Consider the following 18,410-nt stretch of genomic DNA (forward strand, 5'->3'; position numbering starts at 1 on the left):
CTAACTTCCTCTTTATTGGAGAATCCACGTTGCCAAATGCTTAATGCACAGCCGGTTGTGGGGCTGTATTAGCATCAGGTGCAGGTGTGGCATTTGCAGCAGGTGCCTCGCCCGCATCAGGGTCGGCCTTTCCATCACCGCTCTTGTACAGGAACTGACCTATCAGATCTTCAAGCACCAGCGCTGATTTGGTGTCCTGAATGACGCCTCCCTCTTTAAGGATAGTCGTCCCCATCTCAGGATCTTCAAAACCAATATTCAGTGCCAGGAATTGTTCGCCCAGTAAACCGGAAGTACGGATCGCCAGCGTACTGGTGCTTGGGATCTGGTTGTACTTCTGATCGATATTCATTTCGACACGCGGAGAATAATTTTTATCCAACGTGATGCTACTGACACGACCGATCACTACGCCGCCCACTTTCACCGGTGAGCCGCTTTTAAGGCCACCAATATTGTCAAAGTCCGCAGAAATACGGTAAGTGGGATCCGAACCGATGGAGCGGATATCAGCGACTTTCAGACACAGGAAGACCACCGCAATCAATGCGATAATCATAAATGCGCCAACCCAGATTTCACTCTTTTTCGTTTGCATGGTTTTAATTTCCAAACATCAGTGCTGTCAGCACAAAATCTAATCCCAGCACCGCCAGTGACGAATGCACCACAGTACGTGTCGTTGCCCGGCTGATCCCTTCGGACGTCGGGATCGCGTCATAGCCATTGAACAGCGCAATCCAGGTCACAGTGATCGCGAAAACAAGGCTTTTAATCAGGCAGTTAAGCAAGTCAGTCCGCCAGTCTACCGCGGTTTGCATCGCTGACCAGAAGAAACCGCTGTCGATACCTTTCCAGTCCACGCCGACCAGCGATCCGCCCCAAATCCCTACCGCGACAAATATTGCCGTCAGCAAAGGCATGGAAATCAGACCGGCCCAGAAACGCGGTGCCACAACGCGGCGCAGCGGATCGATCGCCATCATTTCAAGACTGGAGATTTGCTCCGTCGCTTTCATCAGGCCCAGCTCTGCGGTTAAGGCAGAACCGGCGCGACCGGCAAACAGTAAGGCAGTCACCACAGGGCCCAGCTCGCGCAGCAAAGAAAGCGCGACCATCATGCCCAGACTGGCTTCAGCACTGTAGGTGGTTAAAATCAGGTAGCCCTGTAACCCCAGCACCATGCCAATAAACAGGCCGGACACCAGGATGATTAACAGAGAAAGTACGCCGACGCTGTAGAGTTGCTTGATGAGCAACGGCCACTGCTTGGCGAATTGAGGCTTGCCGACCAGTGCCCGGAAGAGCATCAGACCCGCACGGCCAAAAGAGACGCAGGTTTGTATCCCGCGACGCCCGACTGAGGCTAGCGCCTTAGTTAACATAAATTGGAAACTCCATCATCCGAGCAACTCGGCTTTGTAATCACCGGCTGGGAAACGGAAAGGCACCGGTCCATCGGCAATACCGTCAAGGAACTGACGAACGCGCGGATCAGGATTGTTTTGCAGCTCCTCAGGCGTTCCTTCAGCAATGACATGTTGTGCAGCAACGATATACGCGTAATCGGCAATGCTCAGCACTTCGGGCACGTCGTGAGAAACCACGATGCAGGTGACGCCAAGCGCATGGTTCAGCTCATCAATCAGTTTAACCAGCACGCCCATAGTGATGGGGTCCTGCCCGACGAACGGCTCATCGAACATGATAAGTTCCGGGTCAAGGGCAATAGCACGCGCCAGTGCGACGCGTCTTGCCATCCCGCCGGATAATTCAGCAGGCATCAGTTCACCGGCACCGCGCAAACCGACCGCTTCCAGCTTCATGGTCACCGTGCTGCGCAGCAAGACCTCCGGCAATTTACTGTGTTCGCGCAGCGGAAACGCCACATTCTCGAACACATTGAGGTCAGTAAACAATGCACCGGACTGAAACAACATGCTCATTTTCTTGCGGGACTCATACAGCTTGCGGCGCGAAAGAGTCGGAATATTGTCCCCGTCGAACCAGATTTCACCGCTGTCGGGCGTCAGCTGACCGCCGATAAGGCGCAGCAACGTCGTTTTACCGATCCCTGAAGGCCCCATTATGGCGGTGATTTTGCCTCGCGGCACCGTCATATTTATCTCTTCGAAAATGGGACGATCGCCGCGCACGAAGCTCATGCCCTTGATCTCTACCAGATTCGACTCGCTTTGACTCATTCGTTTATCCCTTCGGAATGCCTTTGCAAAAGACGACTTCCGCTTAAATTACTTTCGCTAAGAATACGTCTGGCCCGCAAGCCGTGTTGTATAACTTTGGTATTTTTACAAAAACTTACCCCAGTTTCGTTACCAAAGTTGCCATCGATTTACTTTTCCGCCACAGACGGTCAAAATCAACGAATAACCATTTTATGATAAAAGCCTTCATCGTCTAACATACAGGAACCTGCTGGCGCCCTTTTCAGACAAAATATTGCACCAGACCATGTTGACGAAGGAATCGCCTGCCCGCCTGGGCAACGAATCTCGCATTATACCCAAGAAAGGATGTTTCATGCTTCTCGCTATCGTACTGATGATTGTCGGCCTCTTACTTCTTGTGTATGCCGCCGATCGTCTGGTGTACGGAGCCGCAGTATTAGCACGTTCGATGGGCATGCCTCCGCTTATTATCGGGATGACCGTCGTCGGCGTCGGGATCTCCCTTCCTGAGCTGGTCGTTTCCACCACTGCCGCCATCAACGATCAAATGGATTTGGCGGTCGGAAACGCAATTGGTTCAAATATCATTAATATTCTTCTGATTTTGGGCGGTGCAGCCCTGATTCATCCACTTTCCGTGCGTTCTGATATATTACGCCGCGAACTCCCTCTATTGTTACTGGTCACAGGGCTCTGCGGTTTTCTGTTAAGTGACGGAGAACTCAGCCGTCTGGATGGCGTTTTGCTGCTGGCCAGCGCCGCGGTCTTTATGATGCTGGTGATAAAAATCGCCCGCGCGGCCGAAAAAGAAGGGCTCGATACGCTGACTTATGAGCAGATGTCCGAGCTGCCTTCCGACAGCAGTAACACCGTGGCGTTTTTGTGGCTGGCGCTGGGCTTTATCATTATGCCGCTGGCGTCAGGGATGATTGTCGATAACAGTACCGTGATTGCCCGTTATTTTGGCGTCAGCGAACTGGTGATCGGCCTGACGGTGATTGCCATCGGAACCAGCCTGCCAGAACTGGCGACGTTTATTGCCGGTGCTCTTAAAGGTGAAGACGACATCGCGCTGGGTAACATCATCGGCGCGAATATCTTTAATACCTGTCTGGTGCTGGGATTACCCGCGCTGGTGGCACCAGGCTCGTTCAACCCGGATGCGTTTCATCGCGATTACTGGGTCATGCTGGCGGTCAGTATAGTACTTACCGGGCTTTGTCTGATGCGAAAACACCGTATCGGTCATTTAGCCGGTGCACTGTTACTTTGTGGATTTATCGCCTATATGGCGGTGCTGTTCCTTCAACCGGACGGCATTGGCCTCTGAACTCTGTCAGGAATTGACTATGGCTAACGATATCCTCGCCTCCGACTTTGATTTCCAGGCTGTCGGACGTGAAGTGCTGAAAACAGAACGTGAAGGACTTGAGCAGTTAGATCAATACATCAACGGTGATTTCACCCGTGCGTGTGAGAAAATTTTCGCCTGCACCGGTAAAGTTGTAGTGATGGGTATGGGCAAGTCAGGGCATATTGGCCGGAAAATGGCCGCCACCTTCGCCAGTACTGGCACCCCGGCGTTTTTTGTCCACCCGGGCGAAGCCAGCCATGGCGATCTCGGCATGGTGTCCAGACAGGACATTGTGATCCTGATTTCCAACTCCGGCGAAGCGAATGAAATTCTCTCGCTAATCCCGGTGTTAAAGCGTTTAGCCATTACGCTTATCTGCATGACCGCGAATCCCGAAAGTACCATGGGGAAAGCTGCCGACGTGCATCTTTGCGTGCGGGTGCCGAAAGAGGCGTGCCCGCTCGGGTTAGCGCCAACCAGCAGCACCACAGCGGTATTGGTGATGGGCGATGCCCTTGCCGTGGCGCTGCTTGAAGCTCGCGGTTTTACGCCGGAAGATTTCGCCCTGTCACATCCCGGCGGAGCACTGGGTCGCAAGCTCCTGCTGCGCGTTAGCGATATCATGCACTCAGGTGATGAAATCCCGCACGTCAGCCGCGATGCGTCTTTGCGCGATGCCCTGCTGGAAATCACCCGTAAGAATCTGGGGATGACCGTCATCTGCGACGACCTGATGAAAATTCAGGGTATCTTCACTGACGGCGATTTACGCCGGATTTTCGACATGGGCGTGAATATCAACACGGCGTCCATTGCAGATGTGATGACCACCGGCGGCGTTCGCGTGCGTCCTTCCCTGCTGGCAGTGGATGCGCTGAATTTAATGCAGGAAAAACACATTACCTGTGTGATGGTTGCTGATGGTGACCAGTTGTTGGGTGTGTTACATATGCACGACATGCTGCGCGCTGGCGTAGTTTAATTGAGGAATGCCCTGAATGAGTATTAGCACAGCCCTGGTGGATACCTGCTACGGTCCGGTCAGCACCGACGTGCTTGAACGGGCGAAAGCGGTTCGCCTGCTGATTTGCGATGTGGACGGCGTCATGTCTGATGGCCTGATCTACATGGGAAATCAGGGAGAAGAGCTGAAAAGTTTCAACGTTCGCGACGGTTATGGTATCCGTTGCCTGCTGACTTCTGACATTGAGGTCGCCATTATTACAGGCCGCAATGCAAAATTATTAGAAGATCGCGCCAAAACCCTCGGGATCCGTCACTTGTATCAGGGTCAATCAGATAAGCTTTTGGCCTTCCGCGAACTGTTAGATACACTGTCGCTTCGGGCAGAGGAAGTCGCTTACATCGGTGATGACCTGATTGACTGGCCGGTGATGGCCGAAGTGGGTCTGTCCGTCGCGGTTCAGGACGCACATCCTATCCTGTTGCCAAAGGCACATTACGTCACCCGCATTGCCGGTGGCCGTGGCGCAGTTCGCGAATTATGTGATTTGATTCTGCTGGCGCAGGGCAAGCTGGAGGACGCCAAAGGGCTGTCGATATGAATAAAACAAGACTTTGGATCATTCTGGTTCTGACAGCCATTGTTCTGGTGCTGATTGGCTGGTCGCTGTCGGATAACTCCGATGACGCACCGCAGGCGGTTAACGATCAGGATCCGACCTATCAAAGCTCCCACACGGTCACCATGGTGTATGACCCGCTGGGTAGCCTGACTTACAAACTGGTCTCCGATCAGGTCAAATACTACACCACCGATCAGGTAACCTGGTTTACCAACCCGGTGGCGACCATGTATGACAAGAATAAAGTTCCAACCTGGGTGCTGCGTTCTGATAAAGCCAAGATGACTCAGGATAAAATGCTCTATCTTTATGGGCATGTGCAGGCAGATAGCCTGACGCCGGAAACATCGCAGCTGCAAAGAATCAAAACGGACAATGCACGGGTTAACCTGACGACACAAGACGTTGCTTCAGACGATGAAGTGACGCTTTACGGTACAGGTTTTACATCTAACGGCATGAAAATGCGTGGTAATCTGCGTGATAAAACAGCAGAGCTGATCGAAAAGGTAACGACCTCTTATGAAATTCAAAGTAAAAAATAAAATCCGTAATCTTCTGATCACAGGCTCCTTGCTGGCCGTCAGCATTCCGGCGTTCGCGCTGAAAGATGACACAACGAAACCGATCACCATTGATTCAGCTAATCAGGCGCTGGATGTGAACACCAACACGGCGACTTTTACCGGGAACGTGGTGGTGAATCAGGGTTCGATTCAGGTTAAAGCCGATAAAGTGGTCGTGATCCGCCCGCAAGGCGTATCCGGCAAAGAAGTGGTTGAAGGCTACGGCAACCCTGTGACCTTCTACCAGTTACAAGACAACGGCAAGCCTATCAAAGGCCACGCGCAGAAAGTCCGTTATGAAGTGGAAACCGATCTGGTGACCCTCACCGGCAACGCGTACCTTGAACAGCTCGACAGCAACGTGAAAGGCGATCGTATTACCTATCTGGTGCAGAAGCAGCAGATGGAAGCCTTCAGTGATAAAGGCAAGCGTGTCACGACCGTTCTGGTCCCGACGCAGTTGCAGGAAAAGACCCCGGCAGCAGCCGGCGGCCAGACCAAAAAGAGTAACTGATAATTTATGGCAAAATTAATCGCAGAAAATCTGGCGAAGGCATACAAAGGCCGTAAGGTCGTTGAAGATGTCAGCCTGAACGTTAATTCGGGCGAAATCGTCGGATTACTCGGCCCTAACGGTGCCGGTAAAACCACCACGTTTTACATGGTGGTCGGTATCGTCCAGCGTGATGCGGGCCGCATTATCGTCGACGACGAGGACATCAGCCTTTTGCCATTGCACACCCGCGCACGTCGCGGCATTGGTTACCTGCCTCAGGAAGCGTCCATTTTCCGTCGCCTCAGCGTGTTTGATAACCTGATGGCGGTATTGCAGATCCGTGACGACCTGAATAAAGACCAGCGAAACGATCGCGCCAACGAGCTGATGGAAGAGTTCCATATTTCCCATTTGCGCGATAACCTCGGTCAGTCACTGTCCGGTGGTGAACGCCGTCGTGTGGAAATTGCCCGTGCGCTGGCGGCGAACCCTAAATTTATCCTGCTGGATGAACCCTTCGCCGGTGTTGACCCGATTTCCGTTATCGACATCAAAAAAATCATTGAGCACTTGCGTGACAGCGGCCTCGGCGTGCTGATTACCGACCACAACGTTCGTGAAACCCTCGACGTGTGTGAACGCGCCTACATCGTCAGTCAGGGCAAACTGATCGCCCACGGCACGCCAACCGACATTCTTGCTGATGAACAAGTAAAACGTGTTTATCTGGGTGAAGAATTCCGTCTGTGATCTGCGCCGCCTGAACCGCGCCTGTTTCGCTTTACAATGAAGCGGGCCGGTTCTGACCGACGTGTTGCCGTTTGAACTCATCTACGGATATAAAGCCAAGATATGAAGCAAGGTTTGCAACTCAGATTCAGCCAACAACTGGCCATGACTCCTCAATTACAACAGGCGATCCGTCTGTTGCAATTGTCCACGCTTGAGCTCCAACAGGAGATCCAACTCGCGCTGGAGAGCAACCCTCTGCTGGAACAAACTGACCTGCACGATGAAATCGATGCAGTCGAAACCCCTGACAGTGAAGGTCTGGATACCCGCGAAGCCCTCGAGCAGAAAGATATGCCCGAAGAGCTGCCGCTCGACGCCACCTGGGATGAGATTTACACCGCGGGCACGCCGTCCGGGACAGGCAATGATTACAGCGACGACGAACTGCCGGTGTATCAGGGCGAAACGACCCAGACATTGCAGGATTACCTGATGTGGCAGGTCGAGCTGACGCCGTTTTCTGACACCGACGCCGCTATCGCGACCTCCATTGTCGACGCCGTGGATGACACCGGTTACCTGACAATTTCTCTCGACGACATCCTCGAAAGTATCGGCGATGAAAACGTCACCATGGATGAAGTCGAAGCCGTTCTAAAGCGCGTTCAGCGTTTTGACCCGGTGGGTGTGGCGGCGCGCGATCTGCGCGACTGCCTGCTGATTCAGCTTTCCCAGTACGTCCCGGAAACGCCTTTCATCACAGAAGCCAGACTTATCATTAGCGAACATCTGGATCTGCTGGCGAACCATGATTTCCGTGCACTTATGCGATCAACCCGTCTAAAAGAAGATACACTGAAAGGAGCGATGCTCCTGATCCAGTCTCTTGATCCGCGTCCGGGACAGTCGATCAATACCGGCGAATCCGAATACGTGATCCCGGATGTACTGGTGCGCAAAGTGTCCGGCGTCTGGTCGGTCGAACTGAACTCAGACAGCATTCCACGGCTGAAGATCAACCAGCAGTACGCCGCGATGGGCAATTCCACCCGCAGCGACAGCGACGGACAGTTTATCCGCAGCAATCTGCAGGAAGCCAAGTGGCTGATCAAAAGTCTGGAAAGCCGTAACGATACCCTCCTGAAGGTCACGCGCTGCATTGTCGAACAGCAGCAGGCGTTCTTTGAGATGGGTGATGAATACATGAAACCGATGGTGCTGGCCGATATCGCCAGCGCCGTTGAAATGCATGAATCGACGATTTCGCGCGTGACGACGCAGAAGTTCCTGCACAGCCCGCGCGGCATTTTCGAACTGAAGTATTTCTTCTCCAGCCATGTCAGTACTGACAGCGGCGGCGAGGCATCGTCCACCGCAATCCGGGCGCTGGTGAAGAAATTAATTGCAGCGGAGAATCCTGTAAAACCGCTGAGCGACAGTAAGTTAGCAACCCTGCTTTCCGATCAGGGCATCATGGTTGCACGCCGTACCGTTGCAAAATACCGAGAGTCTTTGTCCATCCCGCCCTCAAACCAGCGTAAACAGTTAGTTTGACCTCAACAGAGAAGGAAGACATTATGCAGCTCAACATTACCGGACATCACATTGAGATCACCGATCCCCTGAGAGAATTTATCTCGTTGAAACTGGCGAAGTTAGAACAGTATTTCGACAGGATTAATCAGGTGTATGTGGTGTTAAGCGTTGAAAAAGTGCAAAAAGTCGCGGAAGCGACACTGCATGTGAACGGAGGCGAGTTGCATGCCACCTCGGAACATCAGGATATGTACGCAGCGATTGACGGCCTGGTTGATAAACTGGCCCGTCAGCTGAACAAACATAAAGACAAACTGAAACAGCACTGACATTCATGTAGCCAACCCTGTGCTACAAACCTTCAGGCATCGGCTTGTGACCTTCGGGGAACGAGCCGATATAGCTTTAAGGGTGAATCAGCGCAAAAGTGAAGATGACATGATCAACGATATAGCAATGCAATTAACGTCGGTGCTCAATGCCGAATGCACCAAAAGCGGCGTTCATTGCGCCAGCAAAAAACGTGCGCTGGAAATCATCAGCGAGCTGGCGGCCAAACAACTGAATTTGTCACCACAGGTGATTTTCGACGCCATTTTGACCCGTGAGCGTATGGGCAGCACCGGGATCGGTGCCGGGATCGCCATCCCGCACGGCAAGCTGGAAGAAGATACGTTACGCGCCGTCGGCGTGTTCATTCAGCTCGAACAACCGATCGCGTTTGACGCTATCGACAATCAGCCGGTAGATCTGCTTTTTGCCTTGCTGGTTCCTGCAGATCAATGTAAAACCCACTTACACACCTTGTCTTTAGTGGCCAAGAAATTGGCAGATAAAACAGTGTGTCGCCGACTGCGCGGAGCGCAAAGCGACGAAGAACTGTTCAAGATAATGACAGAAAACGAATAATTTTAAGATTCCCGGCCGCACGCCGGGAAAGTGAATTCTGAACACTGAATGCCAGGGGAGTGACACCATGGTGCTGATGATAGTCAGCGGCCGTTCCGGTTCCGGGAAGTCGGTTGCCCTAAGGGCATTAGAAGACATGGGATTTTACTGTGTGGACAATCTGCCGGTGGTGTTACTGCCGCAGCTTGCCCAGACGCTTGTCGAGCGCAATACGTCCGCCGCCGTCAGCATTGACGTGCGCAACATGCCAGAAACACCGGAAGTTTATGAGTATGCGATGTCACAACTGCCCGAGAGTTTCTCGCCGCAGTTGCTGTTCCTCGACGCCGACCGCAATACCCTGATCCGCCGTTACAGCGACACCCGTCGTCTGCACCCGCTTTCCAGCAAAAATCTGTCCCTCGAAAGTGCCATCGATGAAGAAGCCGATCTGCTCGAACCGCTGCGTTCCGCCGCCGATCTGATCATCGACACCTCCGAAATGTCGGTTCACGAGCTGGCAGAAATGCTGCGTACCCGCCTTTTGGGCAAACGTGAACGCGAACTGACGATGGTCTTCGAATCCTTTGGTTTCAAACATGGCCTGCCGATTGATGCCGATTACGTCTTCGACGTGCGTTTCCTGCCGAACCCGCATTGGGATCCGAAACTGCGCCCGATGACTGGCCTGGATAAGCCCGTCGCAGCCTTCCTCGACCGTCATACCGAAGTGCACAACTTTATCTACCAGACCCGCAGCTATCTCGAACAATGGCTGCCCGCGCTGGAGACCAACAACCGCAGCTATCTGACCGTCGCCATTGGTTGTACTGGCGGTAAACACCGTTCGGTGTATATCGCGGAAGAACTGGCCGACTATTTTCGTTCCCGTGGGAAGAATGTTCAGTCCCGCCATCGCACGCTGGAAAAACGCAAATCATGACGGTGAAACAAACGGTAGAAATCAAAAACCGGTTAGGGATGCACGCCCGTCCGGCGATGAAGTTGTTTGAACTGGTGCAGAGTTTTGAATCAGAAGTGATGCTGCGCAACGGCACAGGCATTGAAGCGGAAGCCAGCAGCGTGATCGCCCTGCTGATGCTCGATTCGCCGAAAGGCCAGCAAATCGAAATCGAAGCCACCGGCCCCGATGAAGCTGAAGCGCTGAGCGCCGTAGTGAATCTGATTAATTCCGGATTCGATGAAGACTGAGAATTACCCCCCTGTTTAAGCCGTATTAGATGCGGCTTAAACAGTCGATCGCAATGGCCTTAAAGCTCTCAAAATTCTCACTGCTCAGCAAACGGCTCATCGAACGCTCCCGCACAAACGTCACGAACAAATCGTAAATCGCCATCGCCTCTTCGTAATCTGCCTTGCTGATCGCCAGCAGGAAAATCACATGCGCCGTTTCCCCTTCGCCCCAGGCGATGCCCTGCTGCGACAGCAAGGTGATCACCACGGTTTTCTTCGCCAGCAAGCCTAGCGAATGCGGCAATGCAATGCCTTCACCCAGCATGGTAGAGACAATTTCCTCGCGCTCTACCACCGACGGGTAAAATGCCTGATCGACATACCCTTCTTCTTCCAGCTGCGAACACACATGGCGAAACAGCTCCGCCTGCGTCATCGGTTCGTTGATGATCATGAAGTGTTTTTCGTCGAAGAATTTTTCCAGCATATAAGGCCGGGTGCGATCCACCAGCACCAGCTTACCGAGCTGTTCCATCTGATATTCCGTCGGGAACGGCGACAGCACCACCACCGGCTTATTCTTCTCGCTGATGCGCGCATTCGAGATAATAAAATCTTCGTCAATGTGCTCCAGTTTCTCGTAATCGCGCAAGGATACGATTTGCTTCATCACCAGCTGCGGATACTTACGGCTGATCTGCGCCTGAATCATACGGATGGTGGAATTGCCGGTATCGCACACCATCATTACCTGCGGATGGCGCTGATAGCCGATGTCGTAGTGCCGCTCCAGCCCGACGCCGATGTGCAGCACCAGAAAACCGATTTCGTTTTCGCTCAGCGTATACGGCGTATATTTCCCCCAACTGGAGACCGCCGCCAGCGTAACGTCATACGCCATCGGATAATGCTGTTTGATGTTACTCAGCAGCGGATTAGGGATGTTTATCTGATATTTCACCCGCGTAATCATGGTCTTGATATGCGTGAGCAGATCCGCACGTAGCTGCTTGTCGCCCTGCAAATCATAGTTATAGTGCGCGTTGATATACGAAAGAATGTAATCGACCAGCGATTCATCGTCATCGGCGTTAATGTCGGTCGGCAGAATGTTCTGCACGCGACGCGCGGCGATATTCACCCGTAAATACGCCTCTTCGGACGCCGGAATTTCCTTACCGACCAGACTTTTCAGCTCTTCCGCCAGCCGCAGGGAGACCTGCTTCACCGCCGGATCGCCCTCTTCCGCGTCGAAATCCGTCAGCGGATAACCGCCGGTAATGCGCTTGATCGCCACCGCACAGTACAGAATCAGATACTGCTCACCCGCATCGGTCAGCTGAATAGACGACTGCGTCAGCAGCTGATGCATGAACCGCGTCAGCGGCACCAGCGCCTCTGGCTCCAGACTCTCGGCTTTCAGCAGCGGATTGGCCTGCTCTTCGGCATCGAGCTGAAACAGTAAATCGGTCAGACAGGCGCGGATCGCCAGTTCTGCGCCGAACAGCTTCATGCCGTAACGCGGTTTGGTTTCGATATTCAGGTGGTAGCGCGTCAGATGCTCCCTCACCTCAGCCATATCATTTTGCAGGGTTCCCCGGCTGACAAACCATTCATCGGCCAGATCTTCCAGCTTCAGTGAAAAAGCTGAGGTCAAAAAGCGGATCAGCAACGTCTTCACCCGTTCGGCAGCAGTGCGCGGCGTCGGGTTCGGTTTACGTTGTGTCGATTGCTGCAACGACGAGAACAGCGCCTGATCGTCAATGCGCAGCTGATAACCGCTGCCACGGCTGTGCACAAAAGTCGCGCCGTAACCGGCAATAATTTCATTGAGCGAGGTGATATCCGCACGCACGGTGCGCGTTGACACCTCCAGACGCCTGGCCAGCTCATCCTGAGGGAGGGTTTCGGTCTGTAACGCATCAAAAAGTTGCGCTAGCCGTTGATTGGGAAATCTCACCATTGTTGTTCCATATTGTTGCAGCTATACCCCATCCGCCTGGACGAATGGGGTTTGGTTCTGACGTGGTATCTTATCAATCAGGGCGCGATCACCAGCTGCGACGGACTGGCGACCGCCACGTAGCGGTCGACGAAGGTCAGTTTACCGCTGTCCGGCGATACCTTGAATGTAGTGATGTTATCGCTTCGTTGATTCATTGCGTAAATATATTTGCCGTCCGGTGACAAGGTCAGCGTGCGCGGGTAATCACCCCGTGTCCAGGTTTCATCGCTCCATTTCATTGCACCCTCGCCGGTCACGCTCACCTGCGCGATGCTGTTGTGCAGACGGTTCGCCACGTACAGATGCTTGCCGTCCTTGCTCAACACAATACCTGCTGCAAAGTTGGTGCCTTTGAAACCGGCAGGCAACGAAGACAGGCTGTGCAGTTCGGTCAGCGTGCCGTTAGTGGCGTCAAAGCGGTAGCTGGTCAGCGTCGAAGCTTCTTCGTTGATCAGGAAAACCACTTTCCCGTTGGGATGGAAGACAAAATGACGCGGCCCGGCACCTGCTGAAGAGGCGCTGATAAACGGCGGATTGTTGGCTTCCAACACGCCGGTTTTTGCGTTCAGCTTCCACTGATAAATCCTGTCCAGCCCGAGATCGGTAGAGAACACGAATTTGCCGGAAGGATCGGTGGCGATCATGTGCGCGTGCGGCCCGTTGTGATCGCTCACCGCGAAACTGCCTTCGGCAGCGGCCGCTGGTTTGCCTGCGCCCGCCGGGCCGGAATCTTGCTGGCTGTTGCTGGCGTCACTGAGTTTGCCGTCAGCCGCCACCGGGAATACCGCCACGATGCCGCTGATGTAATTGGCGACCAGCAGATGATCACCCTTTGGCGTCAATGACAAATACACCGGTCCCGCGCCTACGGAATCCACCTGATTAATCAGCGTCAGGCTGCCGTCTTCCGGTGCGATACGGTAAGCGGCGATTGCGCCATGTTTACCGCCGTTGTAATTATCGATTTCACTGCCGACGAACAGCGTTTTGCCATCGTGGCTGAGCACCATCTGCGCCTGATTAGGCAGCTGGCTGGCAAGCGTCTTCTCGCTCAGCGCCCCGGTTTTAGGATCGAATTTAAAGCGGTAAACACCTTCCCCGTTCGGGTTGTAGGTGCCGACATAAGCAAAGTGTGGCGTCATAGTTTTTTCGGCTGCGTAGAGCGGCATGGCTGAAACGGCCAGCATCGCGGAGGTTAAACCTGAAATCAGAAACCAGTTTCTCATACATTTCCTCAAACGGGGTTGTCAGACAAACGAGAGACTCCGCGCCCGCCCGTGGCCGGGAGAACGCAGAGGGTTTAACCGCGCAGACGGCTTACCGCGCAGGAAAGGTCAGAACGTTCAGCCCACCAGCTTTTTGACGCTGGCCAGCAGAGTTTTCACATCTTCAGGACGGGTATTACCGGTCGCACTGTCGATGATTGAGCTGTAAATGTGCGGGATGATTTTCGTCACCCCCGCCGCCAGCGCGATTTCCATAATCGCCTCGAAGTTTTCCAGATCGATACCGCCGGTCGGCTCCAGCCAGAAGTCCTGTTCCGCACAGGCGCGCGCGACCGCCGCGAATTCGTCACGGGTGCTCAGTCCGCCCATCGGGAAATATTTCACCGAACTGCCGCCCATGTCTTTGAGCAGCGCAATGGCCGTTTCCACCGGCACAATCGCATCGCTGGCCTTTGAGCTCAGTGGCCCGGTGTTGATCTTCACAAAACCCGCTTTGCCGGTCGGTGAAATCAGACCGTTGACCACGCTGTCGTTCTGGCCCAGCAGCGCACGGCTGGTGCCGACGCCGGTAAACACCTGATTGACGTGCTGCGGCTGCACCTGGGCAGAAATCTGGCTGACCATCAAAGACTGACGCGGATCGCCCGCACCGAGGCCAACGGATAACGCGTTTTCAATCAGCGCGGCATATTCCTTCATGTCCGCCACGGCGCTCGCCACATCGGCATAATTTTTGGAGAGCACGCCGACCAGCACATGACCTTCCGCCGCCTCATAGATATCGCGGGCGTTGTCTTTCGAGCCTGCCAGCACGTTCAGGCAGACGCGGTCACGGTAGAAATTAGGGGTCAGCTTCATGCTTTCTCTCCACTGAAAAGATGTTCGAAACGGCTGGCGACGATGGCGAGCTGCGGCGGCGTCACGCTGCGCACATCCACTTCAATCTTGCCTTCGTTGGCGCGATAACCGCGGAAATAAATGGCGATATCGCCGTTTTTCATCGCCTCCACAATGGCTTTGGTTTTCCAGCCCAGCACCGCTTCATCGAAGGTAATTTCCGTGCGGGCAATGTCGCGCTCGGCGCTGTCCCAGACCACACGGCCGGTGACGCCGTTGATTTCATTCAGGCTGGCAATGAATGGCGTCATTTTATCGACCATTTCCTGGCCGGTGGTTTTCGGCAACGTGATGTAACTTTCAATCGCCTGCGTCAGGCCAAGAATGCCCTCTTTACCGACTTTCATCGCGCGGCCAATGCCGCCGGATTGCAGCTTCACCCATCCGACGTACTGTTTTTTACCCAGCACCAGACCGCTGGTCGGCCCTTCGATGGCTTTCGCACCGCTGTAAATCACCAGATCCGCGCCCATTTCGTAGTAACAGGTCAGATCTTCTTCTGCAGCCGCATCGACGATCAGCGGCAGGTTATGTTCCTGCGCTACCGCCGCCGCCTCTTTTACGGAGAGAATGCTTTTCTGCACACAGTGATGCGATTTGATGTACATGATGGCCGCCGTGCGCGGCGTGATGCAGGCCGCCAGCTGTGCCGCCGAGCATTCATTTGCGTATCCGGCTTCGACAACTTTGCCGCCGCCCATCGTTACCATGGTGGCAACCGGCGCACCGAAATTCACGTTGTGGCCTTTTGGCAGCACGATGTCGTGCGGAACCTCCAGCGGCGCAGCGTGCAGATTTTCCAGCAGCCACGCGTTGTCTTTGACGATCACCGCCGCGACCGACTGCGCGATCCCGGCAGACGCACAGGACACCACGACTGCGCTTTCGACATTCAGCAGTCTGGCGATGTATGCGCCGGTTTTGTTCACCAGATCTTTCATTTCGAAGAAATGATTCAGGCCGGTATTCACCACGGCCGCCACTTCTTCACGCGGCGTCGACACGCCGAGAATGGTCATGCGGCCGGAAGCATTAATGACCTGTTTTAACTGATACTTTTCATATAACGAGTGTTCAGAAGACATGAGCAGATTTCCCTTCTTCGGTTAACAGGGTGACGCCCGCGACCACAGCGGCCAGAGGCACCAGCAAACTTTCGCCCTTCACGGACTGACCTTCGGAATCGATAAAGACCTGCGGAGCATGGCGCAGCTCAAACAGGGTCAGATCGGCGTCGGCACCGACGTCGAGACGCCCTTTGGCTGGCAGGCGTAGCGCATCGGCGGCGTGCGAGGTGACGCAATCAATCACCTGTGGCAACGTCATGCCGACGCTAAAGAATTTGGACATCACCGTCGCCAGGCTGTGAACCGGCCCGCTGATGCGGTTGCGGCAGTAAATATCGGAGCTGATGGTGTGCGGCAAAATGCCCTGCCTGATGGCCAGTTCTGCCACCTCAAAGCTGAAACTCGCGGAGCCGTGACCGACATCCAGCCGCACGCCACGGCTCAGTGCGCGTTTCACCGAATCGCGCAACACGCCTTCCGGCGACAGAATGCGGTTCGGCTTGCCGTTGTAGCAGTGGGTGATGATGTCGCCGGAGGTGAGTAAATCTGCGATTTCGTCGAGATTCGGCGGGTTATTGCCGATGTGAACCATCAGCGGTAAATCATCATTTTCCTGCTGAATTTCTTTAGCGCGCACCAGCGGCTCAATACCGTTCTGGCCGACCACGCTGCTGCTCATGCGGGCTTTAATACCGATGATAAAACCGGGATTTTTTTCGATAGCCTTACGCACCGCCGCTTTGTCGATCTGCGCCATATCGGCCAGTTCGTTTTGAGTGACAATGCCGGTGCGGGCGATATTCAGAAACGCGTAGACGTTTGTTTTCGCCGCACGGGTGATTTGATAGAAATCATCGACATCATTCGCGCCGGTACTTCCGGCATCGGCCACGGTAGTGACGCCGCTCGCGACACCGATCAGATCGGCTTCATCATGATAAATCGGTGATTTGGGGTAACAGTGAACGTGGGAGTCGATCCAGCCCGCGCTGGCGTAAACCTTGCCGTGCAGATCGAGAACGTGGCGGGCGGATGCGTCCGCCGGGACGCCAAGGGCGGCGATTTTGCCGTCGCGGATGGCGATGTCCATCAGGCTGCCGTCTGTGCTTTTTGCCTGTCGGATGATCAGATCATACATTCTCTATTCTCCGTCTTTCTTCTGCGTAAGGCCGGGCCTCAGAAGCGCGTTCCGACGCCCGGTTACTGCTTTTTACTGCCGTTCCTACAGGGAAACCGGGAAAATCGCGCCCAGCACCATCGCACCAAGAATGGCACCGCCGGTGATCGGCTTTTGCCACAGATAAAAACCTAACGCGCCCAGCAACGAGCCCAGACCGATAGGAATCGACGCGGCCATCGCGGACAGGATAATCAACGGCCCGAGGAAGCGGCCAGAGGCATTACCCGCGCCCATCATCACGTCCGCCCCGTAGGTCGAGTTGCTCTGATTGATGGTGAATTTACGCGCCAGAATGATGATGTAACCCACGGCTAAACCAAGGATCAGGCCGGTCACCAACGAGGCTGCAAAGTTCGCAACCGGGAAGATGATCCCCGCGCCCAGTAACATCGCCGGCACGCCAAGGCCGATACCGGTCTGGATAGCACCGCCGATATCTAAAATCCCGACCAGGGATCCTTCGATGATGCGGGCGAACAGGAAGCTGGCACCGAAGGCCGCCACTGCGCCATACACGCCGGTATCCATGCCTGAGCGCAACATCGAGACGAATGCCACTTCGTTAAACGCCCCGATGCCATACAGGTAATACATGTGCGTCCCGGCGAATACGCCGGAGGACAGCAATCCAACAAAGATCGGGAACGACCATTCGGCGTACCAGAAACCACGTTTGGCTTGTTCTTCCATTGTCATTTCCCCTTACTTGCCGCTGATGGAGTTGTGGATGCCGTTCAGCCATGTCGGAACGTCCAGCATGAATGACTGCAACAGTTTGACGTCGAAACCACGGAAGAAGCCGCTGAGAACGAACAGCGCGATAATCGCCGCCATCATCACTTTGGTGACGTGGTTCCAGCCGCTTTCTTCGACGCCTTTCCCGATCAGGATACCCAGCACCAGACCCGGTACGGCGTTGCCCATGATCATCTGCGCCAGACCGCCAAAAATGGTGGCCCAGAAACCTGAACGACGTCCTGCATCAATCGCAGCCAGCCAGAAAATCACCGGCATGACGGTGTTCACCAGCAAGTTTGCCGCAGGGACCAGCACTTTGATCGCCGTGACCTGTAATGCAGCAGGTACCGCCGAGGCCGTGGTGTTGAGGAAGGCCACGACAATCATGCCGATGATGCCGCCCGCAATCGCCATCTTGCGCGGATCATGCATGGTTTCAGCGACGTTGCGGTTTTTGAACATCAGTGCCGCGGTCGCCCAGTGAGGGATGATGCGGTGGTCGACGTCCTGAGTGAAAGACCCCGCCGCAACAGAAGATGCCCAGGCGTTAAAGAAGAAGCCCAGACCGAATGAAAAATGCGAAGCCGGATCGCCTTCACAGGAATTTAATTCCCCAAGAGTACGAAAAGCCCCCATTCCTTGCACGGTAGGCGCGTGGAACATACGTGCGGCACCCGCACCTACGCCCACCCCGACCAGTCCGCCGATAATAAGCGACTTAAATAAAATAATTAAAAACATCAGTATATCCTTGTC

At 54.3% G+C, this 18,410-nt stretch carries 21 protein-coding genes; 11 read left to right on the top strand and 10 right to left on the bottom strand.

The genetic code is table 11. The features are described 5' to 3' along the window. Window positions 1-40: 40 nt before the first annotated feature. Genes mlaD through mlaF form a run of 3 tightly spaced genes read right to left on the bottom strand, consistent with a single transcriptional unit; the run spans window position 41 to window position 2,204 of the window. A complete protein-coding gene (mlaD, locus tag I2123_RS21415; protein ID WP_112169345.1) occupies window positions 41-598 on the bottom strand; it encodes an outer membrane lipid asymmetry maintenance protein MlaD in 558 nt (185 codons plus the stop codon). 4 nt (window positions 599-602) lie between these two features. Beyond that, a complete protein-coding gene (gene mlaE / locus I2123_RS21420; protein ID WP_112169205.1) occupies window positions 603-1,385 on the bottom strand; it encodes a lipid asymmetry maintenance ABC transporter permease subunit MlaE in 783 nt (260 codons plus the stop codon). A 15-nt stretch (window positions 1,386-1,400) separates the two neighbouring features. Then, window positions 1,401-2,204 carry a phospholipid ABC transporter ATP-binding protein MlaF gene (gene mlaF / locus I2123_RS21425; protein WP_112169203.1) on the bottom strand — a complete coding sequence of 268 codons (804 nt, stop codon included), beginning with the start codon at window positions 2,202-2,204 and terminating at the stop codon, window positions 1,401-1,403. 337 nt (window positions 2,205-2,541) lie between these two features. Here mlaF and I2123_RS21430 point away from each other — a divergent pair, with 337 nt between their 5' ends. The 11 genes from I2123_RS21430 (at window position 2,542) to npr (ending at window position 10,559) form a co-directional block, all read left to right on the top strand. Next, window positions 2,542-3,519, top strand: a complete 978-nt coding sequence (locus I2123_RS21430; RefSeq protein WP_112169201.1) for a calcium/sodium antiporter — start codon at window positions 2,542-2,544, stop codon at window positions 3,517-3,519. Window positions 3,520-3,538: 19 nt separating this feature from the next. Continuing rightward, window positions 3,539-4,525, top strand: coding sequence for an arabinose-5-phosphate isomerase KdsD (kdsD, locus tag I2123_RS21435; RefSeq protein WP_112169199.1), 987 nt, complete (start codon window positions 3,539-3,541; stop codon window positions 4,523-4,525). A gap of 16 nt (window positions 4,526-4,541) precedes the next feature. Beyond that, on the top strand, window positions 4,542-5,108 hold the full coding sequence (gene kdsC / locus I2123_RS21440) for a 3-deoxy-manno-octulosonate-8-phosphatase KdsC (RefSeq protein WP_213051481.1): 567 nt from the start codon (window positions 4,542-4,544) through the stop codon (window positions 5,106-5,108). Continuing rightward, a complete protein-coding gene (gene lptC, locus I2123_RS21445) occupies window positions 5,105-5,674 on the top strand; it encodes an LPS export ABC transporter periplasmic protein LptC (RefSeq protein ID WP_112169195.1) in 570 nt (189 codons plus the stop codon). Before kdsC ends, lptC begins: the two co-directional genes overlap by 4 nt. After that, window positions 5,652-6,209: a lipopolysaccharide ABC transporter substrate-binding protein LptA gene (gene lptA / locus I2123_RS21450; RefSeq protein ID WP_112169193.1), complete on the top strand. Its 558-nt coding sequence runs from the start codon at window positions 5,652-5,654 to the stop codon at window positions 6,207-6,209. Before lptC ends, lptA begins: the two co-directional genes overlap by 23 nt. Before the next feature lie 6 nt (window positions 6,210-6,215). Then, on the top strand, window positions 6,216-6,941 hold the full coding sequence (gene lptB, locus I2123_RS21455; protein ID WP_112169191.1) for an LPS export ABC transporter ATP-binding protein: 726 nt from the start codon (window positions 6,216-6,218) through the stop codon (window positions 6,939-6,941). Window positions 6,942-7,043: 102 nt separating this feature from the next. Continuing rightward, complete coding sequence (gene rpoN / locus I2123_RS21460) at window positions 7,044-8,477, top strand: RNA polymerase factor sigma-54 (protein WP_213051482.1); 1,434 nt, start codon at window positions 7,044-7,046, stop codon at window positions 8,475-8,477. A gap of 23 nt (window positions 8,478-8,500) precedes the next feature. Beyond that, a complete protein-coding gene (gene hpf / locus I2123_RS21465; RefSeq protein WP_112169187.1) occupies window positions 8,501-8,788 on the top strand; it encodes a ribosome hibernation promoting factor in 288 nt (95 codons plus the stop codon). Between the two features lie 109 nt (window positions 8,789-8,897). After that, complete coding sequence (gene ptsN / locus I2123_RS21470; protein WP_112169343.1) at window positions 8,898-9,368, top strand: PTS IIA-like nitrogen regulatory protein PtsN; 471 nt, start codon at window positions 8,898-8,900, stop codon at window positions 9,366-9,368. 67 nt (window positions 9,369-9,435) lie between these two features. After that, entirely contained in the window at window positions 9,436-10,290 is an 855-nt protein-coding gene (gene rapZ / locus I2123_RS21475; protein ID WP_112169185.1) for an RNase adapter RapZ, read from the top strand. Then, entirely contained in the window at window positions 10,287-10,559 is a 273-nt protein-coding gene (gene npr, locus I2123_RS21480) for a PTS phosphocarrier protein NPr (RefSeq protein ID WP_112169183.1), read from the top strand. The genes rapZ and npr overlap by 4 nt, the downstream gene beginning before the upstream one ends. A 25-nt stretch (window positions 10,560-10,584) precedes the next feature. Here the strand turns inward: npr and I2123_RS21485 are convergent, their stop codons facing one another. The 7 genes from I2123_RS21485 to I2123_RS21515 all read right to left on the bottom strand — a co-directional run bounded on the left by I2123_RS21485 (window position 10,585) and on the right by I2123_RS21515 (window position 18,395). Beyond that, the gene (locus I2123_RS21485; RefSeq protein ID WP_112169181.1) at window positions 10,585-12,504 is read right to left on the bottom strand and encodes a BglG family transcription antiterminator; all 1,920 of its coding nucleotides are present in this window, start codon (window positions 12,502-12,504) and stop codon (window positions 10,585-10,587) included. 77 nt (window positions 12,505-12,581) lie between these two features. Further along, a complete protein-coding gene (locus tag I2123_RS21490) occupies window positions 12,582-13,772 on the bottom strand; it encodes a lactonase family protein (RefSeq protein ID WP_213051483.1) in 1,191 nt (396 codons plus the stop codon). 117 nt (window positions 13,773-13,889) lie between these two features. Continuing rightward, on the bottom strand, window positions 13,890-14,630 hold the full coding sequence (gene dagF, locus I2123_RS21495) for a 2-dehydro-3-deoxy-phosphogluconate aldolase (protein WP_213051484.1): 741 nt from the start codon (window positions 14,628-14,630) through the stop codon (window positions 13,890-13,892). Then, a complete protein-coding gene (locus I2123_RS21500) occupies window positions 14,627-15,754 on the bottom strand; it encodes a DgaE family pyridoxal phosphate-dependent ammonia lyase (RefSeq protein WP_213051485.1) in 1,128 nt (375 codons plus the stop codon). The genes dagF and I2123_RS21500 overlap by 4 nt, the downstream gene beginning before the upstream one ends. Continuing rightward, a complete protein-coding gene (locus I2123_RS21505; RefSeq protein WP_213051486.1) occupies window positions 15,744-16,874 on the bottom strand; it encodes an amidohydrolase/deacetylase family metallohydrolase in 1,131 nt (376 codons plus the stop codon). The genes I2123_RS21500 and I2123_RS21505 overlap by 11 nt, the downstream gene beginning before the upstream one ends. A gap of 84 nt (window positions 16,875-16,958) precedes the next feature. After that, window positions 16,959-17,606, bottom strand: coding sequence for a DUF4310 family protein (locus I2123_RS21510; RefSeq protein ID WP_112169171.1), 648 nt, complete (start codon window positions 17,604-17,606; stop codon window positions 16,959-16,961). A gap of 12 nt (window positions 17,607-17,618) precedes the next feature. Next, entirely contained in the window at window positions 17,619-18,395 is a 777-nt protein-coding gene (locus I2123_RS21515; protein ID WP_112169169.1) for a DUF4311 domain-containing protein, read from the bottom strand. Window positions 18,396-18,410 lie beyond the last annotated feature (15 nt).

The organism is Rahnella inusitata (assembly GCF_018288855.1).
GTDB classification, from domain to species: Bacteria; Pseudomonadota; Gammaproteobacteria; order Enterobacterales; family Enterobacteriaceae; genus Rahnella; species Rahnella inusitata.